Origin of the sequence: Halorussus marinus (assembly GCF_004521895.1) — an archaeon.
Lineage (GTDB): Archaea > Halobacteriota > Halobacteria > Halobacteriales > Haladaptataceae > Halorussus > Halorussus marinus.
On sequence record NZ_SBIR01000003.1, the window covers coordinates 236387 to 253601 of the forward strand.

General features: G+C 67.0%; 19 protein-coding genes. 9 read left to right on the forward strand and 10 right to left on the reverse strand.

Annotated features, from left to right (window positions below; translation table 11 throughout):
• Nucleotides 1-8: 8 nt before the first annotated feature.
• The gene (locus EPL04_RS05365) at nucleotides 9-365 is read right to left on the reverse strand and encodes a DUF5802 family protein (RefSeq protein WP_134670136.1); all 357 of its coding nucleotides are present in this window, start codon (nucleotides 363-365) and stop codon (nucleotides 9-11) included.
• A 150-nt stretch (nucleotides 366-515) separates the two neighbouring features.
• Between EPL04_RS05365 and EPL04_RS05370 the strand changes: the two genes are divergently transcribed.
• The 3 genes from EPL04_RS05370 to EPL04_RS05380 all read left to right on the forward strand — a co-directional run bounded on the left by EPL04_RS05370 (nucleotide 516) and on the right by EPL04_RS05380 (nucleotide 3213).
• Nucleotides 516-1166, forward strand: a complete 651-nt coding sequence (locus EPL04_RS05370) for a DUF1405 domain-containing protein (protein WP_134670138.1) — start codon at nucleotides 516-518, stop codon at nucleotides 1164-1166.
• Nucleotides 1167-1281: 115 nt separating this feature from the next.
• A complete protein-coding gene (locus EPL04_RS05375; protein ID WP_134670140.1) occupies nucleotides 1282-2367 on the forward strand; it encodes a hypothetical protein in 1086 nt (361 codons plus the stop codon).
• Nucleotides 2368-2430: 63 nt separating this feature from the next.
• Entirely contained in the window at nucleotides 2431-3213 is a 783-nt protein-coding gene (locus tag EPL04_RS05380) for an ArsR/SmtB family transcription factor (RefSeq protein ID WP_134670142.1), read from the forward strand.
• On the opposite strand, the gene EPL04_RS05385 is transcribed toward EPL04_RS05380, so the two are convergent.
• The gene (locus EPL04_RS05385) at nucleotides 3210-3686 is read right to left on the reverse strand and encodes a hypothetical protein (RefSeq protein ID WP_134670144.1); all 477 of its coding nucleotides are present in this window, start codon (nucleotides 3684-3686) and stop codon (nucleotides 3210-3212) included. The genes EPL04_RS05380 and EPL04_RS05385 overlap by 4 nt on opposite strands.
• Before the next feature lie 89 nt (nucleotides 3687-3775).
• On the opposite strand from EPL04_RS05385, the gene gatD reads away from it, so the two are divergent.
• Together gatD and EPL04_RS05395 are read left to right on the forward strand one after the other, a co-directional pair.
• Complete coding sequence (gene gatD, locus EPL04_RS05390; RefSeq protein ID WP_134670146.1) at nucleotides 3776-5020, forward strand: Glu-tRNA(Gln) amidotransferase subunit GatD; 1245 nt, start codon at nucleotides 3776-3778, stop codon at nucleotides 5018-5020.
• Nucleotides 5017-5922: a GNAT family N-acetyltransferase gene (locus EPL04_RS05395; protein ID WP_134670148.1), complete on the forward strand. Its 906-nt coding sequence runs from the start codon at nucleotides 5017-5019 to the stop codon at nucleotides 5920-5922. The genes gatD and EPL04_RS05395 overlap by 4 nt, the downstream gene beginning before the upstream one ends.
• Here EPL04_RS05395 and EPL04_RS05400 read toward each other — a convergent pair.
• The 3 genes from EPL04_RS05400 to hmgA all read right to left on the reverse strand — a co-directional run bounded on the left by EPL04_RS05400 (nucleotide 5919) and on the right by hmgA (nucleotide 8745).
• Nucleotides 5919-7079 carry a hypothetical protein gene (locus EPL04_RS05400; RefSeq protein ID WP_134670150.1) on the reverse strand — a complete coding sequence of 387 codons (1161 nt, stop codon included), beginning with the start codon at nucleotides 7077-7079 and terminating at the stop codon, nucleotides 5919-5921. The two genes, EPL04_RS05395 and EPL04_RS05400, sit on opposite strands and share 4 nt — an antisense overlap.
• 45 nt (nucleotides 7080-7124) lie before the next feature.
• The gene (locus tag EPL04_RS05405) at nucleotides 7125-7397 is read right to left on the reverse strand and encodes a ubiquitin-like small modifier protein 1 (protein ID WP_134670152.1); all 273 of its coding nucleotides are present in this window, start codon (nucleotides 7395-7397) and stop codon (nucleotides 7125-7127) included.
• A gap of 106 nt (nucleotides 7398-7503) precedes the next feature.
• Complete coding sequence (gene hmgA, locus EPL04_RS05410; RefSeq protein ID WP_134670154.1) at nucleotides 7504-8745, reverse strand: hydroxymethylglutaryl-CoA reductase (NADPH); 1242 nt, start codon at nucleotides 8743-8745, stop codon at nucleotides 7504-7506.
• Nucleotides 8746-9022: 277 nt separating this feature from the next.
• Here hmgA and EPL04_RS05415 point away from each other — a divergent pair, with 277 nt between their 5' ends.
• Nucleotides 9023-10345 (forward strand): methyl-accepting chemotaxis protein, encoded by a 1323-nt coding sequence (locus EPL04_RS05415; RefSeq protein ID WP_134670156.1) that lies wholly within the window; start codon nucleotides 9023-9025, stop codon nucleotides 10343-10345.
• A gap of 348 nt (nucleotides 10346-10693) precedes the next feature.
• Here EPL04_RS05415 and EPL04_RS05420 read toward each other — a convergent pair whose 3' ends face one another.
• The 3 genes from EPL04_RS05420 to EPL04_RS05430 form a co-directional block, all read right to left on the reverse strand.
• Nucleotides 10694-11209 (reverse strand): hypothetical protein, encoded by a 516-nt coding sequence (locus tag EPL04_RS05420; RefSeq protein ID WP_134670158.1) that lies wholly within the window; start codon nucleotides 11207-11209, stop codon nucleotides 10694-10696.
• Complete coding sequence (locus EPL04_RS05425) at nucleotides 11209-12084, reverse strand: sulfurtransferase (protein WP_209019573.1); 876 nt, start codon at nucleotides 12082-12084, stop codon at nucleotides 11209-11211. The genes EPL04_RS05420 and EPL04_RS05425 overlap by 1 nt, the downstream gene beginning before the upstream one ends.
• Before the next feature lie 255 nt (nucleotides 12085-12339).
• The gene (locus tag EPL04_RS05430; protein WP_134670160.1) at nucleotides 12340-12867 is read right to left on the reverse strand and encodes a DUF5817 domain-containing protein; all 528 of its coding nucleotides are present in this window, start codon (nucleotides 12865-12867) and stop codon (nucleotides 12340-12342) included.
• A 215-nt stretch (nucleotides 12868-13082) separates the two neighbouring features.
• Between EPL04_RS05430 and icd the strand changes: the two genes are divergently transcribed.
• A complete protein-coding gene (icd, locus tag EPL04_RS05435) occupies nucleotides 13083-14354 on the forward strand; it encodes an NADP-dependent isocitrate dehydrogenase (RefSeq protein WP_134670162.1) in 1272 nt (423 codons plus the stop codon).
• Nucleotides 14355-14440: 86 nt separating this feature from the next.
• Here icd and EPL04_RS05440 read toward each other — a convergent pair whose 3' ends face one another.
• Together EPL04_RS05440 and EPL04_RS05445 are read right to left on the reverse strand one after the other, a co-directional pair.
• Nucleotides 14441-14779, reverse strand: a complete 339-nt coding sequence (locus EPL04_RS05440) for a cupin domain-containing protein (RefSeq protein ID WP_134670164.1) — start codon at nucleotides 14777-14779, stop codon at nucleotides 14441-14443.
• A 67-nt stretch (nucleotides 14780-14846) separates the two neighbouring features.
• Nucleotides 14847-15236, reverse strand: coding sequence for a DUF7383 domain-containing protein (locus EPL04_RS05445; RefSeq protein ID WP_134670165.1), 390 nt, complete (start codon nucleotides 15234-15236; stop codon nucleotides 14847-14849).
• Between the two features lie 115 nt (nucleotides 15237-15351).
• Here EPL04_RS05445 and EPL04_RS05450 point away from each other — a divergent pair, with 115 nt between their 5' ends.
• Both EPL04_RS05450 and EPL04_RS05455 read left to right on the forward strand, forming a co-directional pair.
• Nucleotides 15352-15816 (forward strand): hypothetical protein, encoded by a 465-nt coding sequence (locus EPL04_RS05450; RefSeq protein ID WP_134670167.1) that lies wholly within the window; start codon nucleotides 15352-15354, stop codon nucleotides 15814-15816.
• 36 nt (nucleotides 15817-15852) lie between these two features.
• Nucleotides 15853-17175 (forward strand): tRNA pseudouridine(54/55) synthase Pus10, encoded by a 1323-nt coding sequence (locus tag EPL04_RS05455; protein WP_134670169.1) that lies wholly within the window; start codon nucleotides 15853-15855, stop codon nucleotides 17173-17175.
• Nucleotides 17176-17215 lie beyond the last annotated feature (40 nt).

Genomic DNA, 17215 nt, shown 5'->3' on the forward strand with positions numbered 1-17215 from the left:
CCGGCCGCTCACGTCCCGACGCCCGGGACCTGTTTTTGACATTCGAGTAGCTGTGCCGCCCGGTCGGCTTTCGCCAACAGGACTTGCTTCAGGGTCGGCGGGTTCCGGATTCGGGTGTCGTCGAGAACGTTTTCGGGGAGCGCCAGCGTCCCTTCGGGGATGTCGTCTTCGCCCCGGACCGCGAGGTGGTGGCTGTCGACTTTCATCACGAGCGGGTTGTCGAGCCGTTCGACGCCCTCGCCGGTCGCGTAGAGTTGCTCGTTGATGTGTTCGTGCTGGTCGCGACGCATCGCGGCCCGGTCGCCGTCGTGGGGCTCGACGTAGAGCCGACCCAGGTAGTAGCCGCTCGAAAACTCCTCGAACATGAGACACGCTAACGTAGACCATGATAAAAGATAAACGTTTCGGATAGATTTATATAGTATTGCAATAACAGCTTTTAATCGTTCGCCCGCGTCGGTCCGAGGTCGCCGCGATCCGACAAGACCTTTGTCGCTGGCGGTCCGCGAGTCGGTATGGCGATCCCCGACCGCTACGCCCGGACGTTCCTCGAAGACGGCCCGAACCTCGCGTGGCTGCTCTCGGTGAACGTGCTGGCGATGCTGGTCGGGGTGCGTTTCTACGTCGAGACGCTCCCCGAGGTGCCGATCTACCTCTGGCCGCTGTACGCCGACTCGCCGGCGGCGCTGTTTCTCGTCACCCTGTCGCTGGCCACGTTGGTCCCGAATCTGGGCCGTCGACTCGACGCCGCGCCCCGGAACCGGCCGCTGGCGTACCTCCACACGTTCGCGTTCGCGTGGCTGGTCAAGTACGGCCTCTGGACCGCGGTCTCGCTCAATCTCGGGTTCGGCGCGTACTTCGGGCCGCCGTGGGATCCCGACGCCCTGTGGTCGTACTGGTTCATCGTCCTCACTCACCTCGGGTTCGTCGCCGAGGCGTACCTGCTTCCGCGCTACGGCGCGACGACGCGGGGGGCACTGGCGGCGACGCTGTTCGCGCTCCTCGCGAACGACGCCCTCGACTACCTGTTCGGGTTCCATCCGCCCCTGCGGTACGAACCGGGACTGGTACTACCGGTGGCGACGGTCGGGCTCTCGGCGCTCTCGGTCGCCGCGGCGGCCCGTGCGTTCGACCGCCTCGGCCCCGACGACAGACCGAGCGCGTAGACGACATCTAATCGGGTTTTAAACTCTAATACGCCGTTTTGAGCGCTAAAAGCCGAACATGAACGGAACGAACGAATGTCTGTATTTTTAAACGGCGGCGCTATATGACGACCCGATGAGTGCCTATCGAGCCGTCCTGTTGGCGCTGGTCGTCGGCAGTTCGCTCGCGATCGCCGCCCCGGCGACAGCGGCCCCCGACCTGAGCCCGGACTCCCCCGACCCCGTCGGCTCGGCGACCGCCGGCCCGCCGGTCGCCCAGAGCGACGACGGAAACGAGAGCGAGAGCGAAAATCAGTCCGCGAGCCCGTCGCTGGGCGCGGATATCTCCTCGTTCATGCAGTCGAGCGCGGCCGAGATGAGCGGTGCGGTCGAGACCGGCATGTGGTCGGCGTCGTTCAACGCGACGGACAACGAGACCAAGCGCAAACGGCTGGTGGAGCGTCGGACCGGCGACCTGCGCGCCGAGCTCGCGGACCTCCGCGATCGGAAGGCCGAACTCGAATCCGAGCGCGAGGCCGGCAACCTCAGTGGGGCCGCGTACAAGGCGCAGGTCGGCCAGTTGGTCGGGCGGATCAACGCGTTGCAGTCGGCGATCGACGCCACCGCGCCGCGAGCCAGACAGGCCGACGCCGACGTGGACGCCATCGCGGGGCTCGAAACCGACGCCCGGAACCTGACCGGCCCGGCGGTCGCCGCGGTCGCCCGGAACACCTCCGGCGTCGGCGTCCCCGGCCCGCCCGACGACGTCGGAGGCGGTCCGCCCGAGGACGCCGGCATCGACGACTCCGGGAACGCAAACGAGAGCGCCGCGTCCGCTCGATCGGGGACCGACGGCGCTTCGAACGGCAAGGGCGATCCCGGGCCGCCAGAGGACGGCGGTCCCGAGGCCGGCCCGAGCGAGGAGAAAGCGGTCGCGGATCCGAGCGACAACCGGACCGACGCGGCGGGTCCCGACAACGGTGCCGACGGCGAGGCGTCGGGTGAGGAAGGGGCCGACGGCAAAGCCGCCGGCGGAAACGGGGAGAAGGGAGCCGACGGCAAAGCCGCTGGCGGAAACGGGGAGAAGGGAGCCGACGGCAAAGCCACGACGACCGACTCGCCCGACGAGACGAGCCAGCGCGCGAGGACCTCGATCCCGGATGGCGCCGACGATTCGACAACCGAGACGGGGAGCCCGCCAAAAACGACGGCGGTCGAGTGATCGCCGGCGGGGCGAAATCGAGAGACACCCTTTTGAGCGCGCGATGCCTACCATCGCCCCTGAATGGACTCCGCCGAGCTACTCGACATCCTCGGGAACGAGAACCGACGGCGCATCCTCCGTCTGCTGGCGCGCAAGCCGTGTTACGTCACAGAAATCAGCGAGTACCTCGGCGTCAGCCCCAAGGCCGTCATCGACCACCTCCGGACGCTCGAAGACGCCGGGCTCGTCGAGAGTCGCACCGACGACCAGCGCCGCAAGTACTTCAGCATCTCGCGCAACCTCCGGCTCGAAGTGAGCGTCTCGCCCTACGAGTTCGGGATGAAAAGCGCCTACCCCGCGAGCGCCAACCTCGACGTGAGCACCTGCCGGTACGTCTCGCTGAACGTCCAGTTCGAGGACGACGCGGGGGTCGAGCCGGAGGAGGGCGCGGCGATCGACGGCGAACGACCCGACGACACCGCAGGGGACGCGGGAGAACTCGGGCCGCCCGAGGCGTCCGACGCGCAAACCCACGAAACGCCCGCCGACGCCGAGGGGCCGACCGACCTCGCCGCGGAGCTCGATCGGCTCCAACAGCTCCAGAGCGAACTGTCGCTGGCCCAGCGGTGGGTCCACGGCCGCATCGCCGACGTCCAGACCCGGCTCGGCGAGGCGCTTGACGCAGACGGCGAGGACCGAATCCACGCCCAGGTGCTCGCGGCGGTCGCGGGCGGGGCGAGCACCGTCGGGCGGGTGAGCCGCGCGGTCGAGGCGCCCGAACCGGTCGTCGAGGACTGTCTCGGCGAACTCGAAGCGCGAGAACTGCTCGAACGCACCGACGACGGGTGGACGCTCGCCGATTAGATGTCCTGAGTCAGTCCCTCGCGGAGGTCGCCGCCGAAGTGGGCGCCGAGCCCGCCCGCGATCGCGCCTGCCCCCGCGCCGACGGCCACGAGCGGAACGCCCGCGCCGCCGAACGCGGTCAGCGCGAGGTGACTGAGCACCGTCGCGAGCCCGGCCGCGAGCGCGCCGGCGGCCGCCGATTCGAGGACCGTGCCGCGCTCGACCGCGAGTCCGAGCGCGAACGCGCCGGCGAACGCGCCCACGAGCCCGGCGAGGCTGTCGACGAACGGAAGCGGGATGAAAGCGTTGCCCGCGAACAGTCCCGCCCCGACGAGCAGGACGGCGTACACGAACGTCCGCGGCGAGAAGACCCCGCCCGCACGCCGTTTGAGCCGCTGGCGGGTGGACGGCTGGGGGCTCTCGGCATCGTCTAGGGGGGCGTTCAGGTCGTCCGCGACGGCGTCGCGGGTGCGCTGGTCGGAGCGCTGGGGCATACGAGTGGGTGGAACCCGGACGCTAATGGGTCTTTGGTCGGTCCGGCCGAAAAGATGGTTTCAAGTCCGGCCCGCCGGTACTCGGTGATATGAATCCCGGCGATCGCGTCCGCGTCGAGCGGGCAGACCAGACCTACGAAGGGGTACTGCTCCCCTCCTCGACGGCCCAGAACCTCGTCGTCAAACTCGACGGCGGCTACAACGTCGGCGTCGACCGCGACGCCGCCGACGTGGACGTCCTCGAAACCGACGTGTACGACATCGACTCGGGCGGGGCCGACGACGGGTCGGCGGTCGAGTTCGACGACGACCTCCCGACGATCTCGCTCATCTCGACCGGCGGCACCATCGCCTCGACGATCGACTACCGGACCGGCGCGGTGACCGCCCAGTTCGACGCCGAGGACGTGCTCCGGGCGGTGCCCGACCTCGCGGGCCGGGCGAACTACCGCGGGCGCGTGGTCGCAAACATCCTCAGCGAGAACATGACCACCGACGTGTGGCAGGACCTCGCCCGCGCGGTGGCCGAGGAGATCGAGGCCGGCGCCGACGGCGTGGTCGTGATGCACGGTACCGACACCATGCAGTTCACCGCGTCGGCGCTGGCGTTCATGCTCGATACGCCCGTCCCGGTGGTGTTCACCGGGAGCCAGCGGTCGGCCGACCGGCCCTCCTCGGACAACGTGATGAACGCGGTCTGTGCAGTCGAGGCCGCCAAGGCCGACGCCGCCGAGGTCATGGTCTGTATGCACGCCTCCGAGAGCGACGACGTCTGTGCGCTCCACCGCGGGACGCGGGTCCGGAAGAACCACACCTCCCGGCGGGACGCCTTCGAGACGGTCGGCGCCGAACCGCTCGGCACGGTCGCGTACGGCGACGACGTCGAGGTCGCCTTCGACGGCGAGTACGCCGAGCGCGGCGGGACCGACCTCGCGATCGAGTCGGCGCTCGAATCCGAGGTGGAACTGCTGAAGTTCACCCCCGGCACGGACGAGTCGGCCCTCGACGTGGCCGAGGGCAAGGCGGGGCTCGTGCTCGAAGGCACCGGACTCGGGCACGTCCACTCCGACTGGGTCGATCGCATCGCCGAGCTGGTCGACGACGGGACGACGGTCGTGATGACGAGCCAGTGCATCGAGGGCCGGGTCTGTGATCGGGTGTACGACACCGGCCGGGACCTGCTCGACGCCGGCGTCGTGGAGGGCGAGGACATGCTCCCCGGCACCGCCAAGGTCAAACTGATGTGGGCGCTCGCCAACAGCGACGACCCCGCGGCGACCGTCCGCGAGCCGATCGCGGGCGAGATCACCGACCGGTCGGTGCCGTGGGAATGAGCGGCGCGGCGATCCAGCTCCGGCCGGCCCGCCACGACGACTACGAGGACGTGGCGGCGTTCACCGCCGAGACGTGGCCCGATCGGGACGGCGGCGACTACATCCCGGACGTCTACCACGACTGGATCGACGGCGAGGACCGCCACACCGTGGTCGCCGACGCGGGCGACGAGATCGCGGGCATCGTGCAGGCGGTCGCGCTCTCGGAGTGGGAGGCGTGGGGTCAGGGGATGCGGGTCAACCCCGCGTTCCGCGGGCGCGGGGTCGCCAACCGCATGACCGAGGCGCTGTTCGACTGGGCGCGCGACCGGGGCGCGACCGCGATGCGAAACATGGTGTTCTCGTGGAACGAGGCCGGACTGGGCCAGTCGCGGGCGATGGGTTACGACCCCGCGACCGAGTTCCGGTGGGCCCACCCCGAGCCGGACCCCGACGCCGACCCGGCCGCCGAGATCACGGCGAATCCCGACGCCGCATGGCGGTTCTGGACCGACAGCGACGCCGGAGAACACCTCCGTGGGCTCGCGCTCGACCCCGAGGAGACGTGGGCGGTCTCCCGGCTCACCCGCGAGCGCCTCGCGGCCGCGGCCGACGACGACGGTCTGTTCGTGGTTCAGAACGGCGGAACGAAGGGGTTCGCACACCGGGTCCGGAAGTACGACCGCGAGACGGACGCGGACGGGCCCGAGACGTGGGTCGAGTACGGCGTCGCCGCGTGGGCCGACTCCGCGAGCGCCGAGGCGCTGTTCGAGGCGCTGGCTCGCGACGCCGCCGACCGCGGCGCGGACCGCGTGCGGGCGCTGATCCCCGAGACCGTCCGGACCGTGAGCGACGCCGCGTACTGTCGAGTCGACGTGGCCGACGACCCCGACTTCGTGCTGGCGGCCGATCTGACCGCCTAGTCGTCGGCGCGTTGCTTTCCGTCGCCGGTCTGGAGCTCGCGGTCCGACACCTCGATGTCGGACTCGTCCCAGTCGAACTCGTCGAGTTCGCTCCCGCGTTCGAGGACGAACGGCCCCGACGCCAGCGTCCGGAGGGTCACCGTCATCGCCCGGAGGACGAAGGCGGTCAACATCACGTACGGCGTGAGCGCGATCGTGTACGCGACGGTCACGAACACCGCCAGCGGCGTCAGCGTGAGAAACGTCACCTCCGGAAAGAGGTTGCTGTCGAGCGCGAGTAACACGTAGGAGGTGACGACGATCGTCGGCAACGAGACGTACAGTAGCCTGCTCGACAGCCGGGCGAACTCCCGCTTGTAGTACAGCGACTTGAAGTACTCCCGGCCGGTGGCGTATATCTTGAGCGACTCCACGAGGTCGTCGATCGCCGCCTGCTGGTCGTCGGTGAGTTCCTCGCCGTACGTTCGGTCGAACCGCCGGGCGACGTGGAGTTGCCACGAGTAGTCGTAGTTGAGCCCGGCGAGCAACACTTTGAACGACCCGAACCGGGCGCCGCTCAGGATCTCGCCGGCGCGCTCGGCTTCGGCGGTGACTTCGTCGGCGAACGTCCGGGCGTCCTCGGCGAACTCCTCGCTCTCGCCGTCGGCGGCGATGTCCGCGATGGTCGAGGCCTGTTGGTCGATGATCCGGAGGATGGTCCGGAGGAAGTCGGCGGGGCGGGCCGGGCTCACGTCGGACTCGATGAACTCCTCGATCTCGCCGCGGTAGTCGATCGAGCCGTCGATGCGCTGGCGCTGGGATTCGATGTCGGTGATCTCCTCGGACAGGACGATCGAGGTGACCGACACGACGACCGAGACGAGCAGGATGGTCCCGCTCAACAGCGTGTTGAAAAGCGTCTGGGCCGTGTTGGTGTCCTGCAACAGCGAGTACATGTCGACGGGCCGGATCATCGACAAAACGATCAACCCCGTCAGAACCCCGAGCAGGAGGCCGGCAGTCACCGATTCGCGGCGCCCCTCGAGCAGGACCCAGTGGCTCACGCGCTCGCGGAGCGTGTCCGGCTCGCCGTCCCCGCCGGGGACGATCGAGTTGAGCGACCGATGGTTCTCCATCACCGACTCTACCGACGACCGCCCCGGATCTCCGGACCCCATTCCGAACGTAGTACCACCCCGCGGTGCTAAGGCCTTCTGGCTGGTTCACCCGCCGCTGACCGGCGGGAACAGCGCGAGTTCGTCGCCGGCGTCGAGTTCGGTGTCCAGTCCGTCCTCGGCGGAGACGTTCGTCCCGTTTCGGAGGACGTTGATGTGCTCGCGGAGGTCTCCGTCGTCGTAGATGCGGTCTTCGAGCGCCGGGTGGTCCTCGACCAGCGCCGAGAGCGCCGCCCCGACCGTGTCGCCGGGTTCGGCGTCGACCGCGATCTCCTTGCCGCCGGTCACCTCGGCGAGGTCAGCGAACAGCTTCCACTTCATGGTCGGCCCGAGGGACGGGAGGGCAAAGAGCGTTGCTGGTCGGTCGATCCGTCGCGCCGCCACGAGCGGGGTCTGTCCGTCGCGCCGGCGCCCCCAGTCGACCGCGCTACCGGCCGAGGTCCTCGTGGGCCGACGAGAGGTGCCGGGAGGCCAGCGCCGCCAAAAGCGATAGCTCGCCGGCGAGCGCGCCGACCGCGATGATCTCGGCGAGCGCGTCGGCGTTGTCCCCCGCGGGGTCGCCGCCGCCCCGGAGTCCGAGCACGTCGAGGGCCTCCGACTGGGTCGGGAGCTTGGTGCCCCCGCCGACCGTGCCGACTTCGAGGCTGGCGAGGCTCACGCTGGCGTACAGCTCGTCTTGGCGGGCCTCGACGGTCGTGATCGCGTTCGATCCCTCCACGACCTGCGCGGCGTCCTGGCCGGTGGCGAGGAAGGCGGCCGCGACCACGTTCGCGGCGTGGGCGTTGAACCCCAGACTGCCGGCCTTCGCGCTCCCGACGAGGTTCTTTCGGGTGTTGGCCTCCTCGATGGCCTCGGGCGTGGTGTGGAGTCGCTCCTCGACGGTCTCGCGCGGGATCGTCACGTCGGCGGTCACGCTCCGGCCCCGACCCTCGACGGCGTTGATCGCGGCGGGCTTCTTGTCCGTACAGAGGTTCCCCGAGAGCGCGACCAGCGACGCCGGCGTCTCGTCTTCGACGACCTGTGCGGCCTCGCGGGTCGCGATGGTGGCCATGTTCATCCCCATCGCGTCTTTGGTGTCGTAGACGAACCGCAGGAAGACCGAGTCGCCGACCACGTAGGTGTCCACGTCGAGCAGTTCGCCGTGGCTGGTGGTCGACTCGGCGGCCTCCCGGAGGCGCTCGCGGTGGTCGCCGACCCACGAGACGACCTCCTCGGCCTCGGCGACGCCCGACACCCGGAAGACGGGCGCGCGGGTCATCCCCGACTTCGTCACCCGGGCGTCCGCGCCGCCCGCGGTCGCGACGACCGAACAGCCGCGGTTCACGCTCGCGACCAGCGCGCCCTCGGTGGTCGCCAGCGGGAGGTAGTAGTCGCCGTCGGCCGACCCGCCGGCCACCGCCACGGGGCCGGCGACGCCCATCGGGATCTGGGCCGCCCCGACCATGTTCTCGACGTTGGCGTCGCTGGCCTGCGCGGCGTCGATACCGTAGTCGCCGACGGCGTCGAGGTCGGCGTCGGTCTCGGCTTCGAGCAGGCGGCGACGGGCCGCCGCGGCCGTCTCGGCGTCGACCCGGTCGTCCAGTTCGTGGAGTCGCAACTCGCCCGTGCGGACGCGTTCGGCGAGCGCCTCGGGATCGCCGGCCTCCGCGTCGGAATCGGCGTCGGTCATACCCGGGTGGTCGGCCGGCCGGCCCCTAACAGTTCCCATTCGCGGCGCGCCGGCGAGTCGCGATTATAAATTATACTTTTGAGAGTTCTTGCTGGGTCAACTCGCGTCAGGTCAGGGCCGAGGATTCTTAGGGAGTCACAGACAGCAGACTGAAAGCTGATAGCACTGAACGAGTCGTTCGGCATGCGAACGATTCTATGACACCGCGGTAAAGACGGGGAAAGGCGTGAAAGCCGTTAGGAAAGAATTGAAATATACCTGCCAGAAACACGGCAGCATGGCAATGAAAGAGGGCGGTTCGACGGCAGAAAAAGACTTCTCACAGCCTATTTCGGGAGGAAAAGAACTACCAGAGGACGAACTCTGGGACGTCCTTACAAAAAACCTCCGTCAGGTGATGGAATCGACGGGTGCGGCGATGCGTATCCTCGATTTGAATTTCAACGTCGTGGTCGAGAACGAGCAGATGAAAGAACTGGGCGGCGTAGATGCCGAGGAGAGCGAGTTCGTCAAGTGCTACGACCAGTTCTGTAATCCGGAGGTGTGCGGAACTGGAAACTGTACACTGAAACAGATCGTCGATGAAGAGAGCGAAGAGATCCGCGTCGAGGTAGAAAAAGAGAGTTACGACGGGCGTGTCATCCCAACAGAACTAGTCGTCAGGCCGATCTATGACGCCGAAGGCGATATCGTCGCTATTAGTGAGACGTTCCAGGATATTTCAGCTCGTAAGACCGCCGTCAGCGATATCAAAACGGCTGTTGACGATCTCGAAGAATCGTCGGAGGAAGTGGCCGAAAACTCCCAAACGATCAGCGACCAAGCGTCCCACCAACTTGAGTCGATTACCGAGATCTCCGAAGAGATCGCCTCGCTCACCGCAACGGTCGAGGAAATCGCCGCGACAACAGATCAGGTCGAATCCACCAGCCAGCGAGCCCGTGAAGAAGCTGAATCCGGGAAGACCGAAGCCGAAGAAACGATCGATATCATGGAAAGTATCGAGCGCGCGGCGGCCGACGTGACCGCAGATATTCGCGACCTCGACGAGAGCGTCCAGCAGATCGACGAACTCGTCGATGTTATCAACGACATTGCCGACCAGACGAACATGCTCGCGCTGAACGCCTCGATCGAAGCAGCCAACGCGGGTCAAGCTGGCGACGGCTTTGCAGTCGTCGCTGATGAGGTGAAATCGCTGGCCGAGGAGTCACAGCAACGCGCATCTGAGATCGAATCGATCGTCACTGATGTCCGCCAAAACACTTCCGAGACGGTCAAGAGCCTCGAAGAAACCAACGACGTTGTTCAGCAGGGTGCAGAGAAGATAGAAAGCTCCAGCGAGACGTTCACGCAGATCGCTGACGTCGTCGAAGACGTATCTGACGGCGTCACAGAGGTCGCGGATGCGACGGACGATCAAGCCGCAAGCACCGAAGAGATCGCCAGTATGGTCGACCAGACTGCGGCGGACTTCGAACGGGTCGTCGACAAAGCAGAGGCCATCGCAGCCGCAAACGAACAACAGACCGAACGTATTCGAGATATCAGTGCCGACGTGGATTCGATGGACTCGCTCGACGTGCAGAGCGAACTGTAAAAGTTCTGTTGCTATAGCGGTCTAGTCAAGTATTGTGAGTGATTTGAATACATCTGGTGGTGGCCGCGTATCTCAGTTGCTCTCGCGACGAATTCGAGACAGTGCGTGACTGCCTTGACGAAATCGAACCCGTGGCCACGTCCGACGAACGAGCGGCTACTCAGGCCGTATCGATACGGCGTCTACGGACTGCACTGCTCCGTTGAATAGCAGTGGTCGTGTAGATAAGTGAACTGAGTCACACTGTGAGTGGCTGTGAAAGGAGATCCCAAATGTGGTGTCGCTTCACCCTCCCACAGGGGGCTATTCAACAGGGCCCCGCCAACACACATCGAATGGCTGTCGGTCCTACCAGTGAACTTCGAAAGTCGTCTCGGGGCCGTCGTCATCGACCCTCGCGTGGGCGTATTCGGCTTCGAAGTGTTGGGCTGTGCCTTTGAGAAAGCCTTTCTCCCACTGCGTCGGGTAGGGTGTCGTCGAGGTGATCTCGGCTTGGTTCTCACCCGTCTTTTCGTACGTGTACTCGCCCGGTGCCTGGCGGTGTTCGGTTTCGTACATTTCGGGGAGGTGGTTCAGTCCCTCGTGTGGCGAGTCGATAGTCGATGTCCAATCGAGAAACCGCGGCGTGGACTCGCCGATCTTAGCCAGGGCGCTCTCGCCGGTGTTGCGTTCGACCGCCGTCAGTACGTGGAGAAACTTCGCAAGTGGATACCACTCGTCGGGTTGGGGATCGGGTCTGTCGATTCCCTCCTCGTCGAGCATATCCCGCATCCGACTCTGATACACGGACATCACTCCGTCGATGCAAACCTGTACCATCTCACCGCGTACGGTACCACTCGGCTCGTTGGCTGTGAGTGTCATTAGAAATCGCCCTCCTTGAGTGCAGGCTCAGTGGCCTTCTCTACTGGCGCCGCGTCGTCAGCCGCCCATTCCGTCCACGACCCGTCGTAGTTGACAGCATCGACACCGAGGAGTTCCGAAAGAACGAACCACGTGATCGATGAGCGCTCCCCGATACGGCAATACGCGACCGTGGATCTGTCCGGGTCGATGTACTCGCCGTAAATCTCTCGGAGTTCCGACTCTGACTTGAATGTGCCATCGGCGTTGACCGCTTTTCCCCACGGGACGTTTGCCGCGGTTGGAATGTGACCCTCGCGATCGGTGGTATTCGGGATCTCCGCTGGTGGCTTTTCACCACGGTACTCCTGTGGGTTTCGGACGTCGATAATCGGCCTGTCTCCGTCGAGACTATCCATGATGTCTTCTTTGTACCCGCGGATGTCTTCGTTGGTCCCGTCGATCTCGTATTCGCGGGACGGGTACTCGACGTCGCCCTGCGTCTGTTCGTAGCCTTCGAGTCGCCAGTGCCGGCGGCCACCATCGAGCAACTGGATGTTGTCGTGCTGGTAGTAGTTAAGCACCCAGTAGGCGTGGCCGGCGAACCAGTTCGCTTGGTCGCCGTAGACGACGACCGTGGTGTCTCGCGTGATTCCCAGATCGCCGAACAATGATTCGGCCTCGCTCGGAGCAACGACGTTGCCGCCGAGCCCGTCGATGATGTCTTCTTCCCAGTCGATCTGTACGGCCCCCGGTATGTGCCAGTCGTCGTACACGTCCGGGTCCATATCGACTTCGACGAGCCGATAGTCGGGGTCGTCGGTCCGGAACCGGTCCAGGTGGTTACGAACCCATTCGGTCGATCGTACCGCGTCACTGTCGAGATGAGATGTCACAGGCAGAGATACTCAGTATCGGTACAAGTAACCGCCAACATCTTCTCAGAAAGTGAAAACTGCGTTCTTAATATTAATGCTCGTATTCTCATATACATAGTCGATCAACGAGCACGCCCACCGTCCGACGCACAGTCCGATCTTTCCTCTGTGATTGCGCGAGTGCGATAATCGGGCGAGAGCACCAAGCCCAAATAACAGCCGAGCCCGTCTCAGAAACCGCCCGGAATACGGAATCTGCGCTAACAACTACTGCTACAGTAGCCGGTACTCCCCGCGGCTCTCGGTGACCTCGCCACGGCGGACCAGTTTGCCGAGCGCGTCACGGACGTAGTCGGCCGGGACGCCGCGCTCGTCGGCGTACGCGATCACCTCGTCTTCGGTCGGTCGGTCGAGCGCCCGGAGCGCGTCGAGGACGGTGTCCTTGCGCGAGCGTCCCGAACCGGCCGTTCGGTTTTCGGCTCGCTCGCCGGCGGCCGCCACTTCGTCGGCGTCGATCCCCGAGGCTTCGAGGAACGCCTCGTCGTCGACGACCGCCTCCTCGACGCGGGCCTCCATCTCCGAGAACGAGTCCAGTTGCGCGAACGACTCGCCCTCGCCCTGCCGGTTGGCGAGCATCGACGCCCGGACCTCCCGGGCGTGATCCTCGTCGTCGGTCTCGACGAACTTCTTTAGCTTCTCGAACTTCCTGCGCGTGCCACACCGCGGGCACTCGGTCGTCTCGGGCCGGCCCTCGACGAGCTTGAGCGCCCCGCAGTCGCTACAGCCGACGACGGCGTACATACCTCTCCGTCGGGCGCGTTCGTACCTGAATCTTCGGGACCGCCCCCGGTCAGAGTCGACAGTCGGGGGAGAAAAGCGCCCGAACGCCGCGGGCGTGCTCGCGCCCGAACGACTACTCTCTTCGGGGCGTATTTTAGGAATATAAGTGCGTACGCGTCCCACACGCGACGAAACGGCAGGCCTTTTATCCTCCTCGCTCGCACGTTTGAACGTTCATGAGCTACGACAAGGTAGACGTCCCCGAAAGCGGCCAGAAGATCACCGTCGAAGCGGAAGGCGAGGAGGGCCTCCACGTCCCCGAGGACCCGATCATCCCCATCATCCACGGCGACGGGATCGGGCAGGACGTCGGCCCGGCCGCCCAGAAGGTACTGGAGACGGCCGCCGAAGCGACAGGACGCGAGGTGAACTGGATGCGGCTCTACGCCGGCGAGAGCGCCCGCGAGAAGTACGACGAGAACCTCCCCGACGAGACCGTCGAGGCCATCCGCGAACACCGCGTCGCGATCAAGGGCCCGCTCACGACGCCCGTCGGCGCCGGGTTCCGGTCGCTCAACGTCGCGCTCCGCCAGACCCTCGACCTCTACGCGAACGTCCGACCGACCTACTACCTCGACGGCGTCCCTTCCCCGATGAAGGCGCCCGAGGAGATGGACATGGTCACGTTCCGCGAGAACACCGAAGACGTCTACGCCGGCATCGAGTGGGAGGCCGGCACCGACGAGGCCGAGCAGGTTCGGGAGTTCGTCGAGGAGGAGATGGGCTTCGACGAGACGATGCACGAGGGTCCGATCGGGCTGGGCCTCAAGCCGATCTCCGAGAAGGGCAGCAAGCGCCTCGTCCGCGAGGCCATCGACTACGCGATCGAGAACGACCGCGACAAGGTCACGCTGGTCCACAAGGGCAACATCATGAAGTTCACCGAGGGCCAGTTCGGCGAGTGGGGCATGGAGGTCGCCGAGGAGGAGTACCCCGACGAGGAGGTCTTCGCCGCGCCCGACTCCCTCTGGGAGGAGCAAGACGAGGTCGACATCCCCGAGGACGCCGTGATGGTCGAAGAGCGACTCGCCGACGCGATGCTCCAGTGGATGCAACTCCGGACCGACGAGTTCGACGTGCTCGCCATGCCGAACCTCAACGGCGACTACCTCTCGGACGCCGCCGGCGCCCAGATCGGCGGGCTCGGCATCGCGCCCGGCGCGAACTTCGGCGACAACCGGTGTCTCGCCGAACCCGTCCACGGCTCGGCGCCCAAGCGCGCCGGCCAGGACATGGCGAACCCGACCGCGCTCATCCTCTCGGGGCGGCTCATGTTCGAGTACCTCGGCTGGGACGACACGGGCGAACTCATCCGTGACGCCGTCGAGGAGACCATCTCGTCAGGGACGGTCACCTACGACCTCGCCCGCCAGCGCGAGGACGCCGAGAAGGTCGGCACCAGCGAGTACGCCGACGCGATCTGTGAGAACATCGAGAAGCTGTCGTAGACCGTTTTCCGAGCGGTCGGTCGACGACGCCACGAACGGTTCCCGACCGTCCACAGTCTCCGTTTTTTGGGGTTCGCGCCCGAGAGCTACTCCTGCCAGTCGGGGTTCTCGCGGGGCGGACTGAACACGTCGACGCCGGTCACCGGCTCGTCGCCGCGGTTCTCGGCGGCGTGGGGCTCCTCGCCCGGGATCGCGTAGGAGTCGCCGTCGGTGACTTCGATCTCCTCGCCGTCGACGACGAACGTGAGCGTCCCGCCGGTGAGGTAGCCGGTCTGCTCGTGGGGGTGGTCGTGCTCGGGGACCGTCGCGCCGGGCTCGATACGGAAGTGCTGGACGTTCATCTCGTCGCCGCCCGCGAGGATCGAGAGGTGGACGCCCTCGACGGCCTCGGTCGATTCCTCCTCGTCTGTGGGTACGACTTCCATACCGCCCCGACGCGGGCGAGCCACCTAAAGGTTCGAGTGGGGGCAAGGCCGAGTCCCGGCGAGGGACTCACTCGACGGGTTCGCGCCAGTGGACCGTGACGGTGTTCACCGCGAAGCTGTCGTCGGTCGTCTCGTCGCGGACCACCCGTATCGCGTTGGTCCCCTCCCGGAGTTCGGCGTCGGTGAGCAGGTCCTCCCAGTACTGCCAGCCGTCGGCCGGCGGCAGGTCGAAGCCGCTCAGGGGCTCGCCGTTCACCTCGATCTCGTGGCCGTAGGCCCCGACGCGGAACGCCCGCAGGCCGAGGTAGGCGTCGGTCGAGTCCGCGGTCGGAACCTCGAACTCGTACTCGGGCGTGGCGTCGCCCACGTAGTCGGCCCACGGCACGTCGATGGCTTCCCGGTTCGGGCCGAGGTGCGCGCTGACGGCCACCGGCGCGTAGTTGGCGCGGTAGGACATGGCAGGACCGACGCAGTCCGGCCACTAAATCGTGGGGGCCCGCCGACCCGACGCGGGCCGCCCGCCGAAATCCACAACAGTTGAGTACCCCGACTGAGCACCGCCGGCACCGTCGATGTCCCTCCCGCTCGACTGGCTCGTGGCCGCCGTCGTCGGCCTCGGCGCGCTCGCGGTCGGGGTCTGTGCCCACGAGCTCCTCCACGTCGTCCCGCTTCGGCTCCTCGGCGCGGACTACACCGTCACGCTCCTGCCGGGCGAAGCCAGCACCGAGACTCCCGCGCTCGCCGCGCTCCCCGACGCTCTCTCCGGGGGACTCGTCCGAGTCGAGGTCACCGATCTGCCGCCCGACGCCCCGGAGTGGGCGGTCCGGGTCGCCGCCGCGCTCCCGGTCGTGCTGGCGCTCCCGCTCGTGCTGGCCGCCGCGGGCGTCCTCCCCGACCCGACCGCGACCGGCGACCGCGTGGGAACCGCCCTCCTCGTCGCGGCGGGCGCGAGCGGCCTCCCGAGCCCGGCCGACTGGTCGGTGGTCTGGCACGGCGCGGCGGGCTACCGGGCGTCCGGCGCCGACCCGTCCGAATGAGAAACCCGTTTACCGCCCGAACCCCACGGATCAGATATGACCATCCTCGCCGACGCCCGCCGGGTCATCGAGAACGGCCCGGTGTGTGAGGCCTGCCTCGGTCGGTGTTTCGCCGACCGGAGCTTCGGACTGACGAACCGCGAGCGCGGCTCGGCCCTCCGGGTCGCGGTCGCGCTGGAGGACGACGACCCCTACGAGGAGCCGGGCGCGGAGTGTTGGGTCTGTGAGGGCGAGAGCCGGCGGTTCGACGCGTGGGCCCAGACGGTCGCCGACGCGCTGGAGGGCTGGTCGTTCGACACCTACCAGGTCGGCACCCGGACGCCCCCGCTGGTCGAGGAAAACGAGGTCCTGCTCCGGGAGTCCGCGGGCCTCCCCGAGGACGCCGGCGAGCTGTTCAAATCGGAGTTCAACCGCGAGGTCGGCAAGCGCGTCGGCCGGCTCACCGACACCGAGGTCGACTTCGAGCGTCCCGACGTGCTGGCGCTCCTGAACGTCGACCCCGAGCGCGAGGAGATCTCCGAGCACGCCGTCGAGGTGCAGGTGAACTCGGCGTTCGTCTACGGCCGGTACCGGAAGCTCGAACGCGACATCCCCCAGACGGAGTGGCCCTGCCGGGAGTGTGGGGGCTCGGGCAAACAGCTCGCGAGCGACGGCGGCGAGGAACCCTGCGAGTACTGTGGCGGGTCGGGGTACCTCTACGACGAGAGCGTCGAGGAGCTCACCACGCCGCCGGTCCGTGAGGCGATGGACGGCGAGGAGGCGCTTTTCCACGGCGCGGGCCGCGAGGACGTCGACGCGCTGATGCTCGACACCGGCCGGCCGTTCGTGATCGAGGTCAAACAGCCCCGGGTCCGGAGCGTCGACACCGACGCGCTCGAAGCCGAGATCAACGAGTTCGCCGACGGGAAGGCCGAGGTCACCGACCTCGCGCTGGCGACCCACGAGATGGTCGAGCGCGTCAAGGAACTCGACGCCTCGAAGACCTACCGGATGGACGTCGCGTTCGACGACGACGTGACCGAGCCGGCTCTCGAGGAGGCGCTCGCGGAGCTCGACGGGACGACGGTCGAGCAGGACACGCCTAGCCGCGTCGACCACCGGCGCGCGAGCAAGACCCGGACCCGGACCGTCTACGACATCTCGGGCGACCTCGAAGGGCCGCGCCGCGCCGAACTACGGATCCACGGCGAGGGCGGCCTCTACGTCAAAGAGCTCGTGAGCGGCGACGAGGGCCGGACCACCCCGAGCCTCGCGGGCCTGCTCGGGGTCGGGGCGGAGGTCACCGCGCTCGACGTGCTGGCTGTCGAGGGAGAGGACGAGCCCTTCGCCGACCCCGAGTACCTCCGAGAGGCGATCTGACGCCGGCGACGGCGACCCTCGGCGTGGCGACTGACGACGA

Excerpts from the sequence above, each read along its gene's own strand:
- EPL04_RS05375 (WP_134670140.1), top strand. The coding sequence starts at position 1,282 with ATGAGTGCCTATCGAGCCGTCCTGTTGGCGCTGGTCGTCGGCAGTTCG.
- EPL04_RS05380 (WP_134670142.1), top strand. The coding sequence starts at position 2,431 with ATGGACTCCGCCGAGCTACTCGACATCCTCGGGAACGAGAACCGACGG.
- EPL04_RS05395 (WP_134670148.1), top strand. The coding sequence starts at position 5,017 with ATGAGCGGCGCGGCGATCCAGCTCCGGCCGGCCCGCCACGACGACTAC.
- EPL04_RS05415 (WP_134670156.1), top strand. The coding sequence starts at position 9,023 with ATGGCAATGAAAGAGGGCGGTTCGACGGCAGAAAAAGACTTCTCACAG.
- EPL04_RS05455 (WP_134670169.1), top strand. The coding sequence starts at position 15,853 with ATGACCATCCTCGCCGACGCCCGCCGGGTCATCGAGAACGGCCCGGTG.
- EPL04_RS05420 (WP_134670158.1), bottom strand. The coding sequence starts at position 11,209 with ATGACACTCACAGCCAACGAGCCGAGTGGTACCGTACGCGGTGAGATG.
- EPL04_RS05430 (WP_134670160.1), bottom strand. The coding sequence starts at position 12,867 with ATGTACGCCGTCGTCGGCTGTAGCGACTGCGGGGCGCTCAAGCTCGTC.
- EPL04_RS05385 (WP_134670144.1), bottom strand. The coding sequence starts at position 3,686 with ATGCCCCAGCGCTCCGACCAGCGCACCCGCGACGCCGTCGCGGACGAC.
- gatD (WP_134670146.1), top strand. The coding sequence starts at position 3,776 with ATGAATCCCGGCGATCGCGTCCGCGTCGAGCGGGCAGACCAGACCTAC.
- EPL04_RS05365 (WP_134670136.1), bottom strand. The coding sequence starts at position 365 with ATGTTCGAGGAGTTTTCGAGCGGCTACTACCTGGGTCGGCTCTACGTC.
- EPL04_RS05370 (WP_134670138.1), top strand. The coding sequence starts at position 516 with ATGGCGATCCCCGACCGCTACGCCCGGACGTTCCTCGAAGACGGCCCG.
- EPL04_RS05445 (WP_134670165.1), bottom strand. The coding sequence starts at position 15,236 with ATGTCCTACCGCGCCAACTACGCGCCGGTGGCCGTCAGCGCGCACCTC.
- EPL04_RS05450 (WP_134670167.1), top strand. The coding sequence starts at position 15,352 with ATGTCCCTCCCGCTCGACTGGCTCGTGGCCGCCGTCGTCGGCCTCGGC.
- EPL04_RS05440 (WP_134670164.1), bottom strand. The coding sequence starts at position 14,779 with ATGGAAGTCGTACCCACAGACGAGGAGGAATCGACCGAGGCCGTCGAG.
- hmgA (WP_134670154.1), bottom strand. The coding sequence starts at position 8,745 with ATGACCGACGCCGATTCCGACGCGGAGGCCGGCGATCCCGAGGCGCTC.
- EPL04_RS05405 (WP_134670152.1), bottom strand. The coding sequence starts at position 7,397 with ATGAAGTGGAAGCTGTTCGCTGACCTCGCCGAGGTGACCGGCGGCAAG.
- EPL04_RS05400 (WP_134670150.1), bottom strand. The coding sequence starts at position 7,079 with ATGGGGTCCGGAGATCCGGGGCGGTCGTCGGTAGAGTCGGTGATGGAG.
- icd (WP_134670162.1), top strand. The coding sequence starts at position 13,083 with ATGAGCTACGACAAGGTAGACGTCCCCGAAAGCGGCCAGAAGATCACC.